Annotated in this window: 22 protein-coding genes and 1 tRNA gene; 14 read left to right on the plus strand and 9 right to left on the minus strand. The window is 41.3% G+C overall.

The window, feature by feature from the left end:
* Positions 1–94: 94 nt before the first annotated feature.
* The 3 genes from L1266_RS14640 (at position 95) to L1266_RS14650 (ending at position 2472) form a co-directional block, all read left to right on the plus strand.
* A complete protein-coding gene (locus L1266_RS14640) occupies positions 95–856 on the plus strand; it encodes a substrate-binding periplasmic protein (RefSeq protein WP_235377784.1) in 762 nt (253 codons plus the stop codon).
* 83 nt (positions 857–939) lie between these two features.
* Complete coding sequence (locus L1266_RS14645) at positions 940–1506, plus strand: PhnA domain-containing protein (protein ID WP_235377785.1); 567 nt, start codon at positions 940–942, stop codon at positions 1504–1506.
* A gap of 156 nt (positions 1507–1662) precedes the next feature.
* Entirely contained in the window at positions 1663–2472 is an 810-nt protein-coding gene (locus tag L1266_RS14650; protein ID WP_138600177.1) for an META domain-containing protein, read from the plus strand.
* A 55-nt stretch (positions 2473–2527) separates the two neighbouring features.
* On the opposite strand, the gene L1266_RS14655 is transcribed toward L1266_RS14650, so the two are convergent.
* On the minus strand, positions 2528–3367 hold the full coding sequence (locus L1266_RS14655) for a 23S rRNA (adenine(2030)-N(6))-methyltransferase RlmJ (protein WP_235377798.1): 840 nt from the start codon (positions 3365–3367) through the stop codon (positions 2528–2530).
* Between the two features lie 240 nt (positions 3368–3607).
* On the opposite strand from L1266_RS14655, the gene L1266_RS14660 reads away from it, so the two are divergent.
* The 9 genes from L1266_RS14660 to L1266_RS14700 all read left to right on the plus strand — a co-directional run bounded on the left by L1266_RS14660 (position 3608) and on the right by L1266_RS14700 (position 10809).
* Positions 3608–3838, plus strand: coding sequence for a hypothetical protein (locus tag L1266_RS14660; protein ID WP_054552458.1), 231 nt, complete (start codon positions 3608–3610; stop codon positions 3836–3838).
* Positions 3838–4125 (plus strand): cell division protein ZapA, encoded by a 288-nt coding sequence (locus tag L1266_RS14665; protein ID WP_054552457.1) that lies wholly within the window; start codon positions 3838–3840, stop codon positions 4123–4125. Before L1266_RS14660 ends, L1266_RS14665 begins: the two co-directional genes overlap by 1 nt.
* A gap of 68 nt (positions 4126–4193) precedes the next feature.
* The gene (locus L1266_RS14670; protein WP_235377786.1) at positions 4194–5180 is read left to right on the plus strand and encodes an MBL fold metallo-hydrolase; all 987 of its coding nucleotides are present in this window, start codon (positions 4194–4196) and stop codon (positions 5178–5180) included.
* Between the two features lie 28 nt (positions 5181–5208).
* Positions 5209–6705, plus strand: a complete 1497-nt coding sequence (locus tag L1266_RS14675; protein ID WP_235377787.1) for a LysM peptidoglycan-binding domain-containing protein — start codon at positions 5209–5211, stop codon at positions 6703–6705.
* A 63-nt stretch (positions 6706–6768) separates the two neighbouring features.
* Positions 6769–7257 (plus strand): FKBP-type peptidyl-prolyl cis-trans isomerase, encoded by a 489-nt coding sequence (locus L1266_RS14680; RefSeq protein ID WP_054552455.1) that lies wholly within the window; start codon positions 6769–6771, stop codon positions 7255–7257.
* A gap of 9 nt (positions 7258–7266) precedes the next feature.
* Positions 7267–7992, plus strand: coding sequence for an SDR family NAD(P)-dependent oxidoreductase (locus L1266_RS14685; protein ID WP_194442187.1), 726 nt, complete (start codon positions 7267–7269; stop codon positions 7990–7992).
* The gene (locus L1266_RS14690; RefSeq protein ID WP_194442188.1) at positions 7989–8831 is read left to right on the plus strand and encodes an amidohydrolase family protein; all 843 of its coding nucleotides are present in this window, start codon (positions 7989–7991) and stop codon (positions 8829–8831) included. Before L1266_RS14685 ends, L1266_RS14690 begins: the two co-directional genes overlap by 4 nt.
* A 46-nt stretch (positions 8832–8877) precedes the next feature.
* A complete protein-coding gene (locus tag L1266_RS14695) occupies positions 8878–10425 on the plus strand; it encodes a S41 family peptidase (protein ID WP_235377788.1) in 1548 nt (515 codons plus the stop codon).
* A gap of 9 nt (positions 10426–10434) precedes the next feature.
* Entirely contained in the window at positions 10435–10809 is a 375-nt protein-coding gene (locus tag L1266_RS14700) for a hypothetical protein (RefSeq protein WP_235377789.1), read from the plus strand.
* Between the two features lie 66 nt (positions 10810–10875).
* Here the strand turns inward: L1266_RS14700 and L1266_RS14705 are convergent, their stop codons facing one another.
* The 4 genes from L1266_RS14705 to L1266_RS14720 all read right to left on the minus strand — a co-directional run bounded on the left by L1266_RS14705 (position 10876) and on the right by L1266_RS14720 (position 13924).
* Entirely contained in the window at positions 10876–12051 is a 1176-nt protein-coding gene (locus L1266_RS14705; RefSeq protein WP_054552450.1) for a mandelate racemase/muconate lactonizing enzyme family protein, read from the minus strand.
* Between the two features lie 9 nt (positions 12052–12060).
* Positions 12061–12828 (minus strand): class II aldolase/adducin family protein, encoded by a 768-nt coding sequence (locus L1266_RS14710; RefSeq protein ID WP_054552449.1) that lies wholly within the window; start codon positions 12826–12828, stop codon positions 12061–12063.
* Positions 12829–12957: 129 nt separating this feature from the next.
* Positions 12958–13281, minus strand: a complete 324-nt coding sequence (locus L1266_RS14715) for a c-type cytochrome (RefSeq protein WP_054552448.1) — start codon at positions 13279–13281, stop codon at positions 12958–12960.
* Between the two features lie 103 nt (positions 13282–13384).
* Positions 13385–13924, minus strand: coding sequence for a DUF2058 domain-containing protein (locus tag L1266_RS14720; RefSeq protein WP_063701878.1), 540 nt, complete (start codon positions 13922–13924; stop codon positions 13385–13387).
* A 232-nt stretch (positions 13925–14156) separates the two neighbouring features.
* On the opposite strand from L1266_RS14720, the gene L1266_RS14725 reads away from it, so the two are divergent.
* Positions 14157–15293: an MFS transporter gene (locus tag L1266_RS14725; protein WP_235377790.1), complete on the plus strand. Its 1137-nt coding sequence runs from the start codon at positions 14157–14159 to the stop codon at positions 15291–15293.
* Here the strand turns inward: L1266_RS14725 and L1266_RS14730 are convergent.
* Together L1266_RS14730 and L1266_RS14735 are read right to left on the minus strand one after the other, a co-directional pair.
* Positions 15260–15760, minus strand: a complete 501-nt coding sequence (locus L1266_RS14730) for a prolyl-tRNA synthetase associated domain-containing protein (protein WP_058583962.1) — start codon at positions 15758–15760, stop codon at positions 15260–15262. The genes L1266_RS14725 and L1266_RS14730 overlap by 34 nt on opposite strands.
* Positions 15761–16147, minus strand: a complete 387-nt coding sequence (locus tag L1266_RS14735) for a hypothetical protein (protein ID WP_054552444.1) — start codon at positions 16145–16147, stop codon at positions 15761–15763.
* Between the two features lie 164 nt (positions 16148–16311).
* Here L1266_RS14735 and L1266_RS14740 point away from each other — a divergent pair.
* Positions 16312–16387 (plus strand) — tRNA-Ala (locus L1266_RS14740).
* A gap of 139 nt (positions 16388–16526) precedes the next feature.
* Here the strand turns inward: L1266_RS14740 and L1266_RS14745 are convergent.
* Together L1266_RS14745 and proB are read right to left on the minus strand one after the other, a co-directional pair.
* Positions 16527–17774 carry a glutamate-5-semialdehyde dehydrogenase gene (locus tag L1266_RS14745; RefSeq protein WP_235377791.1) on the minus strand — a complete coding sequence of 416 codons (1248 nt, stop codon included), beginning with the start codon at positions 17772–17774 and terminating at the stop codon, positions 16527–16529.
* A complete protein-coding gene (gene proB / locus L1266_RS14750) occupies positions 17771–18877 on the minus strand; it encodes a glutamate 5-kinase (RefSeq protein ID WP_054552442.1) in 1107 nt (368 codons plus the stop codon). The genes L1266_RS14745 and proB overlap by 4 nt, the downstream gene beginning before the upstream one ends.
* Positions 18878–18923: the final 46 nt, after the last annotated feature.

An 18923-nucleotide genomic window follows, 5' to 3' on the forward strand; every position in this document is an offset into this window, starting at 1 on the left:
ACTAAAATGTGGCTAACTCCACATTACTATTGTTATAAGTATAGTGAAAGATGTTTGCCTTGCTAAAAAACAAAAACCCAACCAAACTAGGTACATGAAAACGAATTCAATCAGACCATTGCGCTTCTCTAACTCGATTTTCTTACTGTTACTTTTTCTTACTCAAGCAGTTTTGGCTGAGCAGCAGCCTGTACTGAAATATAATGTAACCGGCTCTGGGAACTACTATCCTTATTATATTGATGACAAAAGCAATCCAGGGATCCTCCCCGAACTGATCAAGCAAGTTATGCAGCTTGCTGATGTTCAAGTAAAGCATGTCGAGCTTCCTGCAAAACGAACCGTCAAATACCTTCACCAAGGGAATATTGATTTTGATGTCATAAGCCCCGAGTGGCTGAGCCAGACAGAAAAACAAAACCGAAAATTTAGTTACTCAGACACCCTGTTTGCAGTTGAGGAGTATCTCGTGAGTTTAAAAAGCTCGGTGGCTCAATGGCAGCAACTCAACAGTATTCGTAATCAACCCGTAGGGACTGTTTTAGGCTATTACTATTATGACGATAACCGCTTTAAACGGGTTGATTTTCACTCTGACCAACAACTCATTCAGGCACTAAAAATACACCGAATTGAGGTCGTCATAATAGATAAACTGCCAGCATTATATTGGGCTGAGCAATTTGATGCTGATATCAGTTTTGGCGCATTACACTCGCTAGGCAACCTAAAAATTCGCCTGCGCAGTGAACATCAATCATTGTTACCAAAAATAAATGCAGCAATCAAAGAACTTAAAAATTCTGGCAGCTTAGATGCCATAATCAATAAATACACAAAAACTATACCCCTATAATAACTAGGGATATTCCGCTTCAGTCCCTCTTTTGCTATAATGCGCGCTGTTTTTCTTACCTTGTAAACTTAAAAGAGCCTCCTATGAGCATTGAACAAGCCCTAATCGAACGCAGTAATAACCAATGTGAACTTTGTGCCGCTACAGATAACCTATCTGTATACGAAGTGCCGCCTGTTACAGAGGCTCATTCTGATAAATGCATTTATGTCTGCCAAACTTGTAAAGATCAAATCGAAAACAATGCTGATTTAATTGCAAACCATTGGCACTGTTTGAATGACAGTATGTGGAGTCAAACTCCAGCGGTACAAGTTGTCGCTTACCGCATGCTGAAACGCTTAACTACTGATAACGGCTGGGCACAAGATGCACTCGATATGATTTATCTTGAAGAAGACACATTAAAATGGGCGCAAACAGCGCTAGCTGAAGATGACGACATTAAACACATCGACAGTAATGGTGTTGTGCTGCAGGCGGGTGATACAGTGACACTTATTAAAGATCTTGATGTGAAAGGCAGCAGCCTTGTTGCTAAGCGTGGCACAGCAGTAAGAAACATTGGCTTAACGAGCAACCCAGAACACATTGAAGGCCGTGTTGATGGTCAACGTATTGTTATTCTTACCAAATACGTGAAAAAATAACGTTTATTCTTATGCGCTTTATGTTCTTAAAGCGATTCGTTATTACGAAAATGGGCTTAGTGCCCATTTTTTGTTAATTAAGCTATGATTAAGACAGCGAACTTTATGCTAGGCAATTAAATATGATGCATAACCCTAAACGCAAGGAAAATAATCATGGCTTCGGATACCTTTTCATCTTTCAAACGCGCTTCTCTATGCAGTTTAATGATCTTAGGGAGCAGCTTGGTTTTAACAGGCTGTGGTGAAGACTCTAGTGCACCACAAGCTGAGCAATCATCAATGAAAACCCTGAATACTCAAATCACCTATTTAGATCGTAGTATGCTACCTCCGGGTTCAGTATTAAAAGTACAGCTCGCTGATGTTTCTAAAATGGATGTCAAGGCTGAAGTAATTAGCGAACAAGAAATCCAATTAGATGGTGCACCACCATATGATGTAGCACTTGAATATGACGAAAGCAAAATTGCTGACCGTCACCGCTACAGTGTAAGTGCACGCATTGAGAATCAAGGTAAATTACTTTACATCAGCACCACTCACAATAATCCATTTGCCGAAGATGCCGCTGGCGATCTGTACAAGGTAACGGTGACTAAAGTATCAGCGAAAAAGCCAGACGTGACTTTGACCAATACCTATTGGAAAGCAGTTACCATCAGTGGTGAGGCTATCACCGTTGAAAATAAAGAACCTTTCGTACAGTTCAAAGACGATGGTTCAACCAATGGTCACTTAGGTTGTAATAACTTCTCAGGCAGTTACGAGGTTAATGAGCAGGCGCTCACATTCAAGCCATTAGCAAGCACCAAAAAAATGTGTGTATCACAAATGGATATTGAAGCGGCCATGTCGGCAGCACTTGCAGCCACGGCTAAGTACTCAATCAATGGTGAGCAGTTAACCTTGTTAGATGATAGTGATGAGCCACTTGCGACCTTCGCAGCGACTTATATGAATTAACAACAGTTAAATTAACAACGCCCAGCAATTGCTGGGCGTTTTTGTATTGAAGATATTACTCTTCAACTAATTGTTCACTGCGATAAAAACCACTGCTATCGCTTAGTATGGAAACAAGTTCTGGTAATACAGCATCCATCGTTTGCTTTAATTTCCATGGCGGGTTGATCACTATCATACCCGATGCAGTCATACCATGAACGTCGGTATCGGCCTCTGTTGCAAGCTCGAAAAGCTGAATGTTACGCATACCCGATGCGATTAAACCCGCCTCCATTCTGTCAATTCGTTCACGGTCTACAACCGGATACCAAATCATGTACGTCCCCGTAGCAAAGCGTTTATGCGCCTTAACAAGAGTATTAACGACCGTATCGTAATCGTTTTTTATTTCGTAAGGAGGGTCAATAAGCACGCAAGCTCGACGTGATGCTGGTGGTAATAAACCAATTAAGCCTTGAAAGCCGTTTTCACCACGTACGCGAATAGAACGCTTACCTTTCATGTTGTCTTGCAGTAACTGTAAGTCACGTGGATGCAACTCAAAGAACCAACCGTTATCTTGGCGACGTAAAAAGTGCTCTGCAATTTTTGGCGAACCTGGGTAAAAATCTAAATTACCATTTGAATTAAATGATTTAATCAGCTCAACATACTCATTAAGTGCATCATGCTCACTGTTGTGCCGCCAAAGCTTAGCAATCCCATCTAAATACTCTTGTGTTTTTTGTGCATCACTGCCTGCAAGTTCAAAAAAGCCAGCACCTGAGTGGGTGTCCACATAATCAAGTGGTTTGTCTTTAATTGTTTGGTATTTAAGAACTTCAGCTAGAACAAGATGTTTTAGAACATCAGCAGGGTTACCTGCATGAAAAGAGTGTCGATAACTAAGCATATTTATAAGTCGCCAAATGCAAAACTGCATTAAAAATGAATAGCCATATTGTACATGATAAACAGAAAATGATCCTAGCATCTGGCGCTTTGGTGAATCATAAATGAATAAAAAAGCCGCTACGCTGAATTACACCTTAATAATAAATAAAAATCCTCTAAAACGGCCGTAAATGCTGGCATATCAAGACACTTTCCTTTACATTTGCATGACAATAATCACAGTTTTATGAGCGCATTTATGAATAACGAAACTCTTTCCCAACTCGAACAACTGATCGACAAGTTAATCCTTCGCAACAGCGAACTTGAAAGTGAAGTTAAAAGCTTACAAGAACAAACCGCGAAGCTTTTAGATGAGAACGAAACTCTGCAACTAGAAGTACTCGAAAACGAAGAAAAACAAAAAGATACAAGTAGCACATTGACTGGACTGCTTGAGAAATTACAAAGCGTTCAACAGGCTAGCTAATGAGCAGCCCACAAAGTCAGCGGGTCACCGTAGAGCTACTAGGTAAAGAACATGAGTTTTCTTGCCCTCCTGGGCAAGAGCATGCCCTAGTTGCTGCTGCACAAAATTTGAATGACTTAGTGGAGCAAATGAAACAACGCTCATCGGTTCGCAATGACCAAAAAGCGTTGCTGATGGCAGCATTGCATCTAAGTCATGAATTGCTTGAAGTAAAATCGCAACAAGCAGAACAAGAGCAACAACATGACAGCTTAATAGATAAGCTCAGCCAACACCTTAGTATTTAGAAAAAAGCGCATCTGGCGCTTTTTTTGTTTACAATCAACAGCACTGACACCTATTCGAGCGAAACACCATGCGATTTTGTGCTTTTTTAATCTGTCTTTTCGTAAGCAATAGCGCCAAAGCAAGCGTTAGCTGGCATAGCATCACTCCCGAAATCCAATTTCTACAACAACAAAATAAGCTGCGTTTTTACGATTCGAATCAAGTGCTGATAGAGGGTAAAGAATGTGCCTTAATGTTTGATGCCAGTGGGAACTTTGCCGAAGTAGAAAAGCTCGCAGAGCAGCTAAAAAAACGCTTAAAAACACCATTATGTTATTTAGTGGCGAGTCATTATCATGATGATCATCTACTAGGCTTGGCCGTTTTACAGGCTGAGTTCCCTGAAGCTAAGCTCATCGTACATCAGCAAGTAGCGACTGAGTTTGTTGCAATGCAGCAAGCATTGACTGATAAATTAGATGGTTATGAAAAAAGCATAGAACTGAGCTATCAACGCCTTGCCAATCAACCTAAAAATCAGCAAGCAGTTTGGCGCGACAAACTAGAACTTGCTAAAAAACGCTTATTTCGCTGGCGAGAGCTCACCCTGAACCCACCAGCTATTAACATTACTGAATCAACACAGCTAGACCTTGGTAACTACCCCATCGTTATTACACCCTACCAAGCGCATACTAAGGGTGATCTGACCCTTAGTGCCGATCAAGGTCGCGTGCTATTGGGTGGCGATATAGTCGACAGCTTACCCTACCCAGGACATGGCTCGTTTTCTAGCTGGATAAGTGCGCTGCAAGATATTCAAAAAAATACCACACTGACAACTATTTTACCGGGTCACGGTAAGCCACTGACACCTGCTGAACTTGCACTCCCTTTAAGGTTTTTAAAAACCATTCAAGAGATGACAAACTCCTCACCAGATAAGCCCGTTAGTGAATTAATTCCGCTTTTTCCTACTGAGATAAAACAGCAATACCAGCTAGATGAAGTGGGTGAAAGAGCGTTTTCTATGTTTTTAGAAGCTGGACTTAAACAGGGCAAGTTGTCAAAATAGGGCTAAAATAGTAAAAGGATTTTATTATATGGCTCAAGTAAGTTTGAAATATTTACTTTTGCTGAGCTTGTTTATTGGCTTACAAGGATGCCAACTAACTCAGCAAGAAACAGAACAGCAACGGGCAAGGCCGGAGATTTTTAGCCATTACGAGCCCGATTTAACAACCCAACAAGCACCTAGTGAGTTTGTCGATTCAACGGCTGTCGAACCTCGCCCTATTGCTGCGCCCATAGCAGTCAATAATATTCCACTAGCAAAGCCTCGCGCGAAAGATCTATGGCAGCATATCGCCAACAATTTAACGCTGGTATTTCAAACCAATAAACATACATCTGCACGAGTAAAATGGTATTTAAAACAACCCAATTACCTAATTAAAGTGAATAAACGTGCTGCACCCTATTTGTACCATATCGTCACACGCATCGAACAACAAAAGCTACCGATGGAATTGGCCTTATTACCCTTTGTTGAAAGTGATTTTAGACCAACAATACGATCATCAGAGCAAGCGGTAGGTGTTTGGCAGCTAGTCGGCGCGACAGCTTATCATTTTGGTGTGCAAAGCGACCAATGGTATGACGGCCGCCAAGACATACTTGCTTCAACCGATGCCGCATTAGCTTATTTAAGTTACTTACATAAACGCTTTGATGGTGATTGGCTGCATGCCCTTGCCGCCTATAACAGTGGTGAAGGACGCGTTAAAAAAGCGATCGAAAAAAATAAAAAGCTTGGCAAGAAAACTGATTATTGGTCGTTATCGTTACCAAAAGAAACCGCTGAATATATTCCTAAACTTTTGGCGCTTAGCTATTTACTAAAGCACCCAGAAAAAGGTTTAAAACGCCCGAAATTAGCGAATAAAGCACTCACCACAGAGTTTGATGTAGGCCAACAATTTGATTTTTCAGTGATCGCTAATTTATCTGGCATCGGCCATAATCAGCTCCATAAATTAAATCCAGGGTATTTAAAAAACCAAAGTTCCCCGAATGGCCCACATACTTTACTTCTGCCAATAGAGCGCCGTACGCTGTTACAAAGCAAACTGTTTCGCAACAATTTTGCTGGAGAATACACAGTACAAAAAGACGATACCCTTTACAGTATTTCAAGGCGTTTTAACATGTCTGTAAAAGATCTAAAAACTCTCAACGATAAAACAACAAATTTGATTAAGGTAGGTGAGCAATTGCGCTTATCACAACCACAAACCATGCCGGAATCATTATTGGTTGATTACAATATCAGTCCCTACCTTGAGCAACATGAAGAAGTCATTTCTACAATCGCTATCGACTATAAGGTTAAACCTGGAGACTCAATTTGGAGTATTAGCCAACTTTATGATGTACCGCATAAAGATATTGCAACGTGGAATAAGCTCAGCGCTACCAGCATTTTAAAACCCGGTACTATTTTAACATTACACTTACCACAAGCTAAGCCAACTGAGCCACAAGTGCCAGCAACTGAAACCATGCTGTCAGGGATTGAAAGCTCATTGAAAAAGCCTTGATTGCTCAGCACTTGTGGTTAGCGTAAAATCAGTGCCTATATTTAAATTCTAAAGAGAAATAACATGCAGATCAGTAAAGACGCAGCGGTTGAGTTTCACTACACACTTAGTGAAGCAGGCGAGCAAATCGAATCAAGTAAAGATGGCGAGCCACTTTCATATATCCATGGTACTGAAGGCATGCTTCCTGGTCTTGAGAAAGCCCTTGAAGGTAAAGCGGCTGGCGATAATTTTAGCGTAACACTTGAGCCTAGCGAATCTTACGGCGAACGCGTTGATAACCTAATTCAACGTATTCCACTTAAGCACTTACAAGGTAACACAAAAGTGTGGAAGCCAGGTATGACTGCTATCGTTCATTCAAATCAAGGTCGTCACCAAGTAACTATCGTTAAAGTAGGTCGTTTCAATGCAGATTGTGACTTAAACCATCCATTTGCAGGTAAAACGCTGACATTTGACGTTGAAGTAATTAATGTTCGCCAAGCGACAGCTGAAGAATTATCTCACGGCCACGTGCACGGTGAAGGCGGTTGTGGCCATAGCCACTAAGGGTAAATAATGACAAACGTTGCAATTGTCACCGGTGGCAGTAAAGGTATTGGCAAAGCGATAGTCGAGCGTTTAGAGCGTGAAGCCTACACAGTTTATAACTTAGATATTACCCCATCAGAGGGCAATTATCGCCACTGTGATGTCAGTGATACTCAGCAAGTGAAGTCGGCTATCACCGATATTGTTGCAGAAGAGGGTCGTGTCGATGCTTTAATTTCTAATGCAGGTCGTCATTTAAGTGCCAACATTGAAAATACCGACGAAGCAACGTTTGATGCCCTATTTGCGCTCAATGTGAAAGGTGCCTATGCCGCAATTCAAGCTGTATTACCTAGCATGAAAAGTCAGCAAGGCGGCAGTATTGTAGTGGTTGCCTCTGATCAGGCAATTATCGGCAAACCAAACTCGTTTGCTTATAACCTGACCAAGCATGCACTGGCTTCAATGGCAAAAACGACAGCGCTGGATTATGCCGCGTTTAACATTCGTGCTAACGCTGTGTGCCCAGGTACAATAGAAACACCACTGTTTCATAATGCGATTGATGCCTACTGTCAGCGCAGTGGTGCAGATAAAGCAGAGATTGTTGCTGAAGAAGCCGCGCTGCAGCCGTTAGGCCGTTTAGGGCAACCCGAAGAAATTGCTGCTTTGGTTAATTTTTTAATAAGCCCAGAAGCGAGCTTTATTACTGGCAGCTTACAAAGTATTGATGGTGGATACACCACGCAATGAGCGACAAAATTATTGACCCTCATGTGCACTTTTTTAACCTCACTGAGGGTCAATACACTTGGCTACAAGGTAGTAATCCCCCCGCTTGGCCAAATCTAGATAAAATTAAAAAGCAAATTGTCGCTTCTGAACTTAAAGCTGCTTGTCCATTTCAACTAGAAGCCTTGGTGCATATTGAAGCTGGCTTTGATAATCAAGCACCAATTAATGAGCTCAATTGGCTTGCAACGCATTTAGACGACATTCCGTATCGCGCAATCAGCTACAGCCCGATTGACGCATCTCCCAAGCAATTTGAAGCGTCACTCAATAAGTTAGAACATCCATCTTTAGTTGGTATTCGCGATATAACAGAAGGTGATGAAGCTAGGCGCTTATTAACTCCCCACTGCCTAGATAATCTAGCTTTTATCGCAGCCGAAAACTTACACTTTGAAGCACAGTTTGAAATTGAAAACATACAGGTAACTGAGCAGCTTATTAAGTATTGCACAGCACTACCATCACTACGTGTGGTGATTAATCATTTAGGCTTTATTAGTGATGAGCAAAGATGGCTTGAAGCAATCATTAAACTCAGCCGCTGCGATAATATCGCGATAAAGTTCTCAGGGTTGGAGTTCACACAAATTGCCACAAACAAACACCTATGGCTGGTTAATAATTTAGTTAAGTACTTTGGTGAGCATCGCGTTATGTTTGCCAGTAACTTTCCTGTATGCCAAATAAATACCAGTTACGAAAACTGCTGGCAACACTATCACTCACTGTGCTCGCTGCCGAGTTTATGGCATCAACTTAGCTATAAAAACGCCTACGAAATCTATCTAATTGCTTAAAAACTAGCTATATTCAAATAAGTTAATTTATCTGGAACTCTGTTTTATGTTTAATGCTTTAAAAAAACCTATGGCAAGTAGTGCCTTTATTTGCTCACTGATTTTAGTTGGTTGCGGTGGTTCCGGCAGTTCAGATTCAGACGTAATTGCTAGTGAAGACATCACTTGGACTCAAGGTGTATTTGAGCCATCAAGCAAATTTGATCAACAATGCCAAGCACTCAATGAGAAGCATTGGTTACGAGCTTGGAGTCATGAAACTTATCTGTGGTATGACGAAATAGTTGATCGAGACCCTGCGCTAACTGAAGGGGTATTAAATTATTTCGCTTTATTAAAAACTGAAAACACTACAGATTCAGGTGCTAAAAAAGATAATTTCCACAGTAGTTTACCCACAGCTGAATGGCAAGCTCAAAGCCAATCAGGGCAATCTTTTGGTTATGGTTTCAAACTTAGATTGATAAGTGCGGGCGCCCCCCGCCAAGGCATTATTTCCTATACTGAGCCAAACTCTCCTGCATCAAACTTGAATCTTGGCCGAGGATTAGAAGTAATCGAAGTGGATGGTGTCGACTTTGTAAATGCAACGACCCAAGCAGAGGTTGATATATTGAATGCAGGCCTATTTCCATCTGAGTCCGGCAAAGTTACTTCATTTGTATTTCAAGATATAAATACCAGTGAAATTCGTGAAGTGAGCATGACTGCACAAACTATTACTGGCCAAGCAGTTAGTAACGTTAAAACATTTGCGGATGGTGAAGTGGGTTATTTCCAGTTTAATCGCCATAATGCAGTTGCAGAAAAACCTCTGTACGACGCATTTAACAGCTTAGCAGCAAGTAATGTTAAAGATTTAATTATTGATATGCGTTACAACCCAGGCGGGTTCCTTCAAATGGCAAGTCAGGTTGCTTATATGGTGGCAGGCGAGAGTAATACCAGTGGCAAAATATTTGAACAGACTATTTTTAATGATCAACACCCAACTTTTAACCCTATTACTGGGGAGCGCTTAGAGCCTGTTCAGTTTACTAATGAGTTTTTAGGTTTTGCAGACAATCCTGCGATTACGCCTGGTACTTCGTTACCATCTCTAAATTTAGAGCGAGTCTTCGTGCTTACAACAGACAGCACCTGCTCAGCAAGTGAAGCTGTGATCAATGGCCTTAGGGGCGCTAATATAGAAGTAATTCAAATAGGCGAAACAACTTGCGGTAAACCCTATGGTTTTTATCCAACTGATAATTGCGATACCACATACTTCAGTATTCAATTTACTGGCGTCAATAATAAAGGGTTTGGTGAGTATGCTGATGGTTTTTCACCACAAAACAGCAACGATAGTGAATTTCAACCTGTAAAAATCCCAGGCTGTGCAATTGCTGATGATTTCACTCACCAACTAGGCGATGAAAATGAAGCAATGCTCAGTGCTGCACTTAGCTATCGAGAGAATGGACGCTGTCCAGTAGCTACTTCAACAGTCAGTGAGCAAGGCTTTGCACCTGCTACTTATAACGATACGCCGCAAGTACGTGATATACGAACTTCAACCTTGCTTCAACAAAGTAAAATATTGAAGCAATAGGAGCGAATCATGAGAGTTCAATTAGCTAGCTTATTAATGCTTTTGACCTTACTAGGCTGTAGTGCTCAAAGCCAAGAGCCTACACCTAAATTGCAACATGCACGGCTTACTGAGCCGCAAAGTGAACTAATATCGCAAGGCATCGCAAGGTTGATGCACAGCAAGCCAATTGCTGTTGCTGATGATGCTTTTATGAATACCAGTGTGCTTGTCACTGACAGTATGAATGTAATGGATGGGCAAGGTAACCTTATAATGGGCAAGCAACTGTCAATGCCAGAACGCTTTGAGCTACTTATTAAAAACCAAATATGCTTTGTGCGCCATTTAGATAGTAAAGCGACCGAGCCTCTTCCTTTGGTGAAATGCAAACCAGTTGATTAATTCAAAGCTAAAAAGTAGATATAAAAAAAGCCCTTGCGGGCTTTTTTTATAATATGTTGGTGAATATTACTTAATCTCAACACGTTGAGATCGCATAACGACTTCATCATTTAATTCAATACCGATACCTGGCTCTTCTGATACTTGGAAGAAACCATTTTTAGGTTGTGGATCTTGTATACACAATTCACGGTTCCATTTCTTAATCGCGTAGGTGTGATGCTCGTGAATTAAGAAGTTAGGAATCGCAGTTTCTAAGTGTAACGAAGCTGCAGTTGCTACTGGGCCGCCACACACGTGAGCTTGAATACGCACATCAAAGATATCAGCATAATCACACACTTTCTTAGTTTCAGTGAAACCACCACACAAGCCTAAGTCTGGCTGTAGCACATCAATACTTTGATCTTCTAAGTATGGACGCACCCCCCAGCGGTTATACAAACGTTCACCACCTGCAATTGGCACCGCTACTTTGTCAGCAACTTTTGCGTGTAATGAATGATTTAAGTAATTCACAGGCTCTTCGTAATACATACAATCGAACTCTTCAGCTATTTCACCAATTTGAATTGCTGATGTTGCGCCTGGTAAACTGTGACACTCAAAAATAATGTCAACTTCGTCACCGACTGCTTCACGAATAGCCTGCATACGCGCACGATATAATTTCATTTCTGCACGAGAAATAATGTTAGTGCGATCGTAATAAGTATTGCCGTTTTTATCGTACTGGATTGGGTCAACTTTTACCGCATCATACCCTTCAGCCATCGCCTTAAGCGCTGCTTCTGCGTATTCTTCTGGGTGAACAAGCGCTTTAAATTCGCTGTCCCAGTCAAACTGTAATTGTGATGCATAAGTACGTAGCTTATCGTTAACTTTACCACCTAATAGTTGGTAAACAGGCAAGCCTAATGCTTTACCTTTAATATCCCAAAGTGCAGTATCAATGGCGCTCATTGCTGCATACACAACAGGACCGCCACCTAAACCCCAAAAGCTTTCGCGCAGCATTCGTGACCACAGTTTTTCTGTTTGAAATGGGTCATGACCAATTAAAAAGGCATCAGCCATTTCTTTGATCATTGCCGCAGCTGCACTATGACCTAAATCATAAGCCAGACCCGCTTCACCCACACCGCTAATACCTTCATCGGTGTGAATACGCACAAAAACAGGTGTCCAAGCAGGTCTGTCTGGACAATGAATATCGAACACTTCGACGCGATTAACTTTCATGGTTACTCCTTACTGAGCAAAACTAGGATCAAGACGATAAGCTTTACGCAACATGGCTGGCCAAGCTAACTGACCACCGGTGCTGCCGCTATGCACGACATTCGCTTGATTATAAATATTATCGATAATAGGTTGTGGTACCGGGATTGCCGTTTGACCACTGGCTTGAATAGCCAATTGGATTTCACAGGCGCGCTGCAAATCATAAAAGCGCATAAAGGCATCCCCCACCGTTGGGCCAACAGTTAAGCCACCGTGATTAACCAATAACATGTGATTAGTGGTGCCTAAATCATCTTGTAGACGCTTTTTCTCATCACTGTTTACCGCTAACCCTTCGTAGCCATGATAAGACAATGATGGCAATGAGAACATTGAGTATTGGCTAAGTGGCAATAGGCCTTTTTCTTGCGTTGCAACGGCAATGGTTTCTTTTGTGTGTAAATGAATAACACAGTGAGCGTCATCACGAACTTCATGAATAGCGCTGTGAATAGTGAAACCAGCCGGATTAATTTTAAATGGCGTGTCATCAAGAATATTGCCAGCTAAATCCACCTTTACAAGGTTTGATGCCGTCACTTCATCAAAACTAAGACCAAATGCATTAACTAAATAGTGATCTGTGCCCGGTAAACGTGCCGATAGGTGGGTATAAATTAAATCCCCCCACCGAAAGTGCTCTACTAAACGGTAACATGCAGCTAAATCAACACGAAGCTGCCATTCTTGTTCAGATACTTTATTTTTTAAATCGAGTTTTGGTAAGTCAAACATGGAAAACCTTGTATATGTGACACTGCACAAATAGATGTATAGAAGTCTAAATTACTATTAATAGATGATCAATAGGTGATACAAAAAGGCCACATCAATTGATGTGGCCTTTTCACGCTAAAATGGTGTTTATTTTACTTGTGATAAGTAATCAGCAATTGCAGCCATTTCTTCTTCAGATACGTTTGCAACCATTGCTTTCATCGCAGCAGCCATACCGTTGCTACGCGCACCTGACTTAATGTCTTTCATTTGTGCTAGTAAGTACTCTTTATTTTGACCATTTAATTTAGGGTACTGAGGCATGATAGGCGCTTTACCTTCTGCACCGTGGCAAGTTTGGCAAAGCTTAGCTGTGTATAGTGTTGCACCATCCGCAGCCATAGTGTTGAAAGATAGGCTTGCAGCCATTGCAATGCCAGCCCCACATAAAATTTTCGTGATCTTGCTCATATCTATTTTCTCTTTTTTGACGGGTTATTAAACATTTTCTTTAGTGTAGACCATGATTTAACAATATTGCACCCGAAAATTGTAACGGCAATAGAAACAGTCACTACCAAATTAAATCATCAGGTACTTCAAAATCAGCATACGGATCATCTTCATCCTTTTGCTTATCTTCAGGCTCAACATGGAACACTATGTAGTCTTCGCTGACTTCAGCGACTTTTCGTGCTGGTTCGTCTTCCAGTACAAAAAATTGGCCTTCTAAAACACAAATTGCTAATCGGCCACCAGCTAGGGCCTTTTGTGTTTTTTCATTTACTTCGAGCTCTTTCACTTTATTTTGATAAGTGAAGTTAAATGTGCGATCACCACGGATTTCATCTTGGTTGTGATGCTCTAAAATCTGTTTAACGCGCGCTACTTGCTCACGTTGCTTTTGCTCTTCTAAACGCGCTTTATTAAGCTCGTCGGCTTTTTTCTGCTGCTCAAGCTTAGTTTGTTCAATATGTTTTTGCAGATCGCTAGGATTACTCGTCGCACCTTTCTTTTTCTTCTTTTGCTGTTTGCGCTTTTCTGTTTTGGCTACTTTAGCTTTATGTGCCGTAGTAAGACCAGCCTTGAGTAATTGATCTTGTAATGAACCCATGACGAAATTCCAATTTATTAATGCGTATTAGGGTTATTTTAATCAGCTCTGCCAACAAATAACAGTACTGAGCCCACTTGATTCACAGCAATCGAGTATATTGATGTGAGATTAACACGCGATGAAATCATGACATATTGATTTAACGCAAGATTTATCATTTTAGTCGCCTTTGAACTTGTAAAAAAACCTGTACCCGATAAGCTAGGGCTTTTCCTCTTGGGAGCTAAAAATGCAGCTGCGACATTTGTTACTTTGCTCTGTGTTTATTTTCTTTGTTTTATACGCCCCACAACCCTTACTTGGATTATTTGCCAGTCATTTTTCTGTATCGCCAGCCACTGCTGGTAGCTTAATGACCGCAACTATGTTGCCACTAGCCATTGCTCCTTTAGTGTATGGCTTGTTTTTAGCTAAGCGAAACCCACTCACAATTTTAAAGATTGCCATGTTTGTGTTAGCAATCAGCTGTATCGCTTTTACTTTAGCACCAAGCTTTGAGTTGCTATTACTGGTTCGTTTTATACAAGGGATCACCCTACCCGCAGCGCTCACTGCCATGACCAGTTATATTGGTGTGACTTTTCAGGCTGACCAATTACAACGTAACATGACGCTTTACATTGGCAGCACCATTGTTGGTGGCTACTTCGGACGTATGCTCGCCGCCTTGTTTACTGACTTTTTGAGCTGGCAAAGTTTTTATTATGTGATTACGCTTGGGTTAGTACTATTTGCACTCGCCATTCCTAAATCAGGTAAAGGCGCGAGTATTCATGCTGCAAAGTCGCCGCTGTTGTATCTAAAGCAATTAAAAAATCCGTTGGTATTAAAGCTCTACGGAGCGGTGTTTTGTATGTTCTTTTGTTTTGCGGCACTGTTAAATTATTTACCTTTCATTCTGCAAGACAGTTTTGCTATCACTAACACCCGAGACATCGGACTGGTTTACAGCGGCTACTTGTTAGGCGCGCTGGCTTCCATAGCCACACCTTGGCTGTTACGAAAGTCATCAACACCTTGGCGTTTATTAACCTGGGTTTTTGTATTCTATAGCCTGACGATGGTGCTATTGATGAGCCAACAGTTATTACTTTTTGTTATTGCTTTTACTGGCTTTTGCGGTGCAATGTTTGTTATCCACTCAAGTGCCGCTCCACTTGTAAATAAAATCAGCAGCGCACCTGCAAGTGTCACCAATGGCGGTTATGTCTCGTTTTATTATAGCGGTGGCGCATTAGGTTCATTATTGCCAGGGCTGGTATATCAGCAACACGGCCAAGTTGCCTTTATGACCGTGCTACTTTTAGTCTGCTTAGTAGGTTTAAGCTTAGTTTATTTGGCAGGTAGAAATACAATACGTGGTTGATGCCCAGTACTTTCAAAAAACAGCTCTAAGTCCTCTTTTTTCATTAGCCAAGTGGCAGTATTTTCAAAAGGGTGACAATGAAAAAGCTCGTTAAACCAAATTTCTTGGTCTAGCCAAAGAGTGACATTATTTTGCTTATCGTTTAACAGTGCCAACATAGAAACACAGCCCGGTGGCACTTTAAGATAACGCGCTAACCGCTCATCAGATGCAAACCCTAAGCGAGATAACCCCTGCTGCTGAGCAATGGCTTTTAAGTCGAGCTGCTTATCGTGAGCAGTGATCACTAAAAAGTGGCGCTTACCTTCATTATCTCGTAAAAACAGGTTTTTTAATCGAGTGCCCGGTCTATCGAGCATAAACTTATCGGCATCTAAGCTGCCGTGTAATGGTGGATGCTCAATCACATCATAATTAATATCTAATTGAGCTAGCGTAGCAGCTAACTTGCTTTTATCTGCATACATTTACAAACAACGTCCTCGTAATTGCACACTTAAATCACGCCATAATACTTCGTCAATAACGTGTTTATCGTCGCAGTATTGTCGCTCTTTAAGCTCTTCATTTAATAATTCAACCGCTTGGTCTTCGAGCATAAGTTTTAAGTTGCTCGACTCTTCAAATACTTCTTGCTCGGCAAAATCTTTAAACTGCCGGCGTGTCATTGGCTTATCGAGATTAATCGGGCGTCTGCCCTGTGCTTTAACTGACACCACATAGGCAAAGATTTTATTGCCTTGCTCGTCATTCTTTTCGTAAAACTGTTTATTATTGATTTCAAAAGGAGGCGCTTCTTCTTGGCTTGCGCAACCGGCAAGTAAAACAACCAAAAGCCATGCTATTTTTTTCATTATTGGATAAGCCTTAAACAGTGAATGCGCTTTAGTCTACCAAAAATAAAACTACAGAGTAAAAATTCAAACATTTAAAAAAAATACTTGACCACAAATGCAAAAATATTTAAAGTTCACCCCGCTTGAGACGCAAGACTTAAGCATCCTGTATTTAGGAATGTGGGGCTATAGCTCAGCTGGGAGAGCGCCTGCCTTGCACGCAGGAGGTCAGCAGTTCGATCCTGCTTAGCTCCACCACTTTCCTACCTCTCTTTAGGCAATCTGCCAAATTAAATATCTAAAAAAACTCATATTCATATTTCGATTCATTTTATTTGTTTTAGACACAAAAAAACCGAGCAAAGCCCGGCTTTTTAAAGCAATTACTTTTTAGTGATTACTCACGAATTTGGCCTTCGCCATTCACTAAGTATTTTTCAGTTGTAAGTGACTCAAGACCCATTGGACCGTAAGCATGTAGCTTAGTTGTCGCAATGCCAATCTCGGCACCTAAACCTAACTGTGAACCATCAGAAAAACGCGATGATGCATTAACCATTACCACAGATGCATCCACACTGCGTTGGAATAACTGCGCCGCAGCTTGGTCTTTAGTACAAATCACTTCAGTGTGGTTTGAACCAAACTTAGCAATATGATCAATGGCACCGGCAAAGTCAGGTACAACTTTAATTGCGACTTCTAAATCTAAGTACTCTTCACCAAACTCGTCGTCAGCAAGTACTGTTGCATTATCAAAGTACTCGGCAGCTTTCGCATCTGCATTTACTTTAACGCCTTCTTGACGAAGAACAACTGCACATAGGTTTAAAAACTCATCAGCGATATCTTGATGAACCACTAAACCTTCTAGGGCATTACACACACCTGTACGCTGGGTTTTACCATTTAATAGTAAATTGACTGCTACGTTCAGATCAGCGTCTTTATCTACATAAAGGTGACATACACCTTTAAAGTGTTGGATCACTGGAATAGTACTGTTTTCTGTTACAAAATTAATTAAACCTTCACCACCACGCGGAATGATTAAATCAATAGTGTCACGCTGTTGCATCAGCTCCATGAGCAGACCACGGTCTGGATCTGGGATCACTGAAATCAACGCAGCAGGTAAACCATGCTTTTCAAGTACTTTGTGCATTACACTTGCGATTGCTTGCGAGCTGCGAAGTGCTTCTTTACCACCTCGTAAAATAACACCATTGCCCGATTTAAAGCATAACGCACCGGCATCAGCCGTCACATTCGGGCGTGCTTCATAAATCATACACACAACACCAAGTGGTACGCGCATCTTGCTGATCTTAATACCGTTTGGACGCTCTGAAATTTCACGTAATTGACCAACAGGATCATCAAGACTAACAATGACTTCGATGCCTTCAGCCATTGCTTCAATGCGTTCATCGTTAAGCGTTAAACGGTCAATCATAGACGCAGCAAGGTTATTATCACGTGCTGCCGCTAAATCGCTTTCGTTCTCTTTGATGATAAACGCTTTGCTTTCGCGTAACGCCTCTGCCATCTCAGTTAACACTTGATTCTTAGTAGCAGTATCAAGTAAAGCTAACTGGGTTGCAGCTTTTGCAGCTTGACTCGAAATATCCGTAATTAAACTCATGACTTCTCCAATAATGCGATATCTTTCTCTGAAACAACTGGGCCGATTGAATCTTGCATTTTTTCGCTAAATTCACTTTGCTCGTTGTCAGCAATAAAATTCAATAAACAGCTACTGTAGTTCGCTGTTGCTTTTGCTAGACGCGTACCATCATCACTACGAACTAAAATGGTATCGCCTACGCCAAATTCTCCGTGTACTGCAACGATTTCATCGCTACGAATACAACCGTCTTCATCTTTTAATGATTCATCGAATGAACCTTCAACGACAACCTCACCCTGCTCGTTAGCTGTATGAGTCATCCAATGCACTGCTTCTTGCATTGGTTTTTCATATGGTGTGAAGATAGTACCTGGGTTGTCACCCGCAAGCAGTCGGTTAAATGTCTCTTCTTTAAAACCATTTAAAATAAAGGTTGTAATACCATGTGAAGTGGCTTTTTCAGCCGCTTCGATTTTCGTTTTCATACCACCTGTACCAACGGCACTGGTTGCACAACCGGCCATGGCGTAAATTGATTCATCGATGCTATCAATTTCTGGTAATAGCACTGCATCTTCATGTAAATTCGGATTTTTGTCATAAAGACCATCAACATCCGAAAAAATCATCAATGCATCTGCGTCCGCCGCCGCGGCTACCATTGCCGACAAGTTATCATTGTCGCCAACTTTTAAATCATCAGTTGTTACCGTGTCATTCTCATTAATGATAGGTAATACACCATGCTCCAGTAAGGTGAAAACTGTTTCACGAATACTGGTATAACGCTCACGGTCACGTAAGTCACCATGAGTTAATAAAATCTGTGCTGATGGGAAATCAAAGAAACGATCCCACATCGCCATCATTTCTGTCTGACCGGCAGCAGCCATTGCTTTTTTCATCGTCACTGAACGCTTTTCTTGTTCAGGGAATAAATGCGAACCAGCAGCTACCGAACCCGATGATACTAAAATAACTTCGATACCTTGCGCTCGACAGCGAACGATGAACTGTGCAATGGTCAGTAAATAACGTGAGCGACACCCGTCTTGTTCGGGTGCGATTAATGCGCTACCTACTTTTAGTACTATACGTCGCCAATTTAACTTTTGCATAACTGTTCAACTTTCCATTTTACTATCTGTTCAGTGCCAATTTGCC

The sequence above is a fragment of the Pseudoalteromonas sp. Cn5-37 genome, assembly GCF_021532495.1.
Classification (GTDB): domain Bacteria; phylum Pseudomonadota; class Gammaproteobacteria; order Enterobacterales; family Alteromonadaceae; genus Pseudoalteromonas; species Pseudoalteromonas simplex.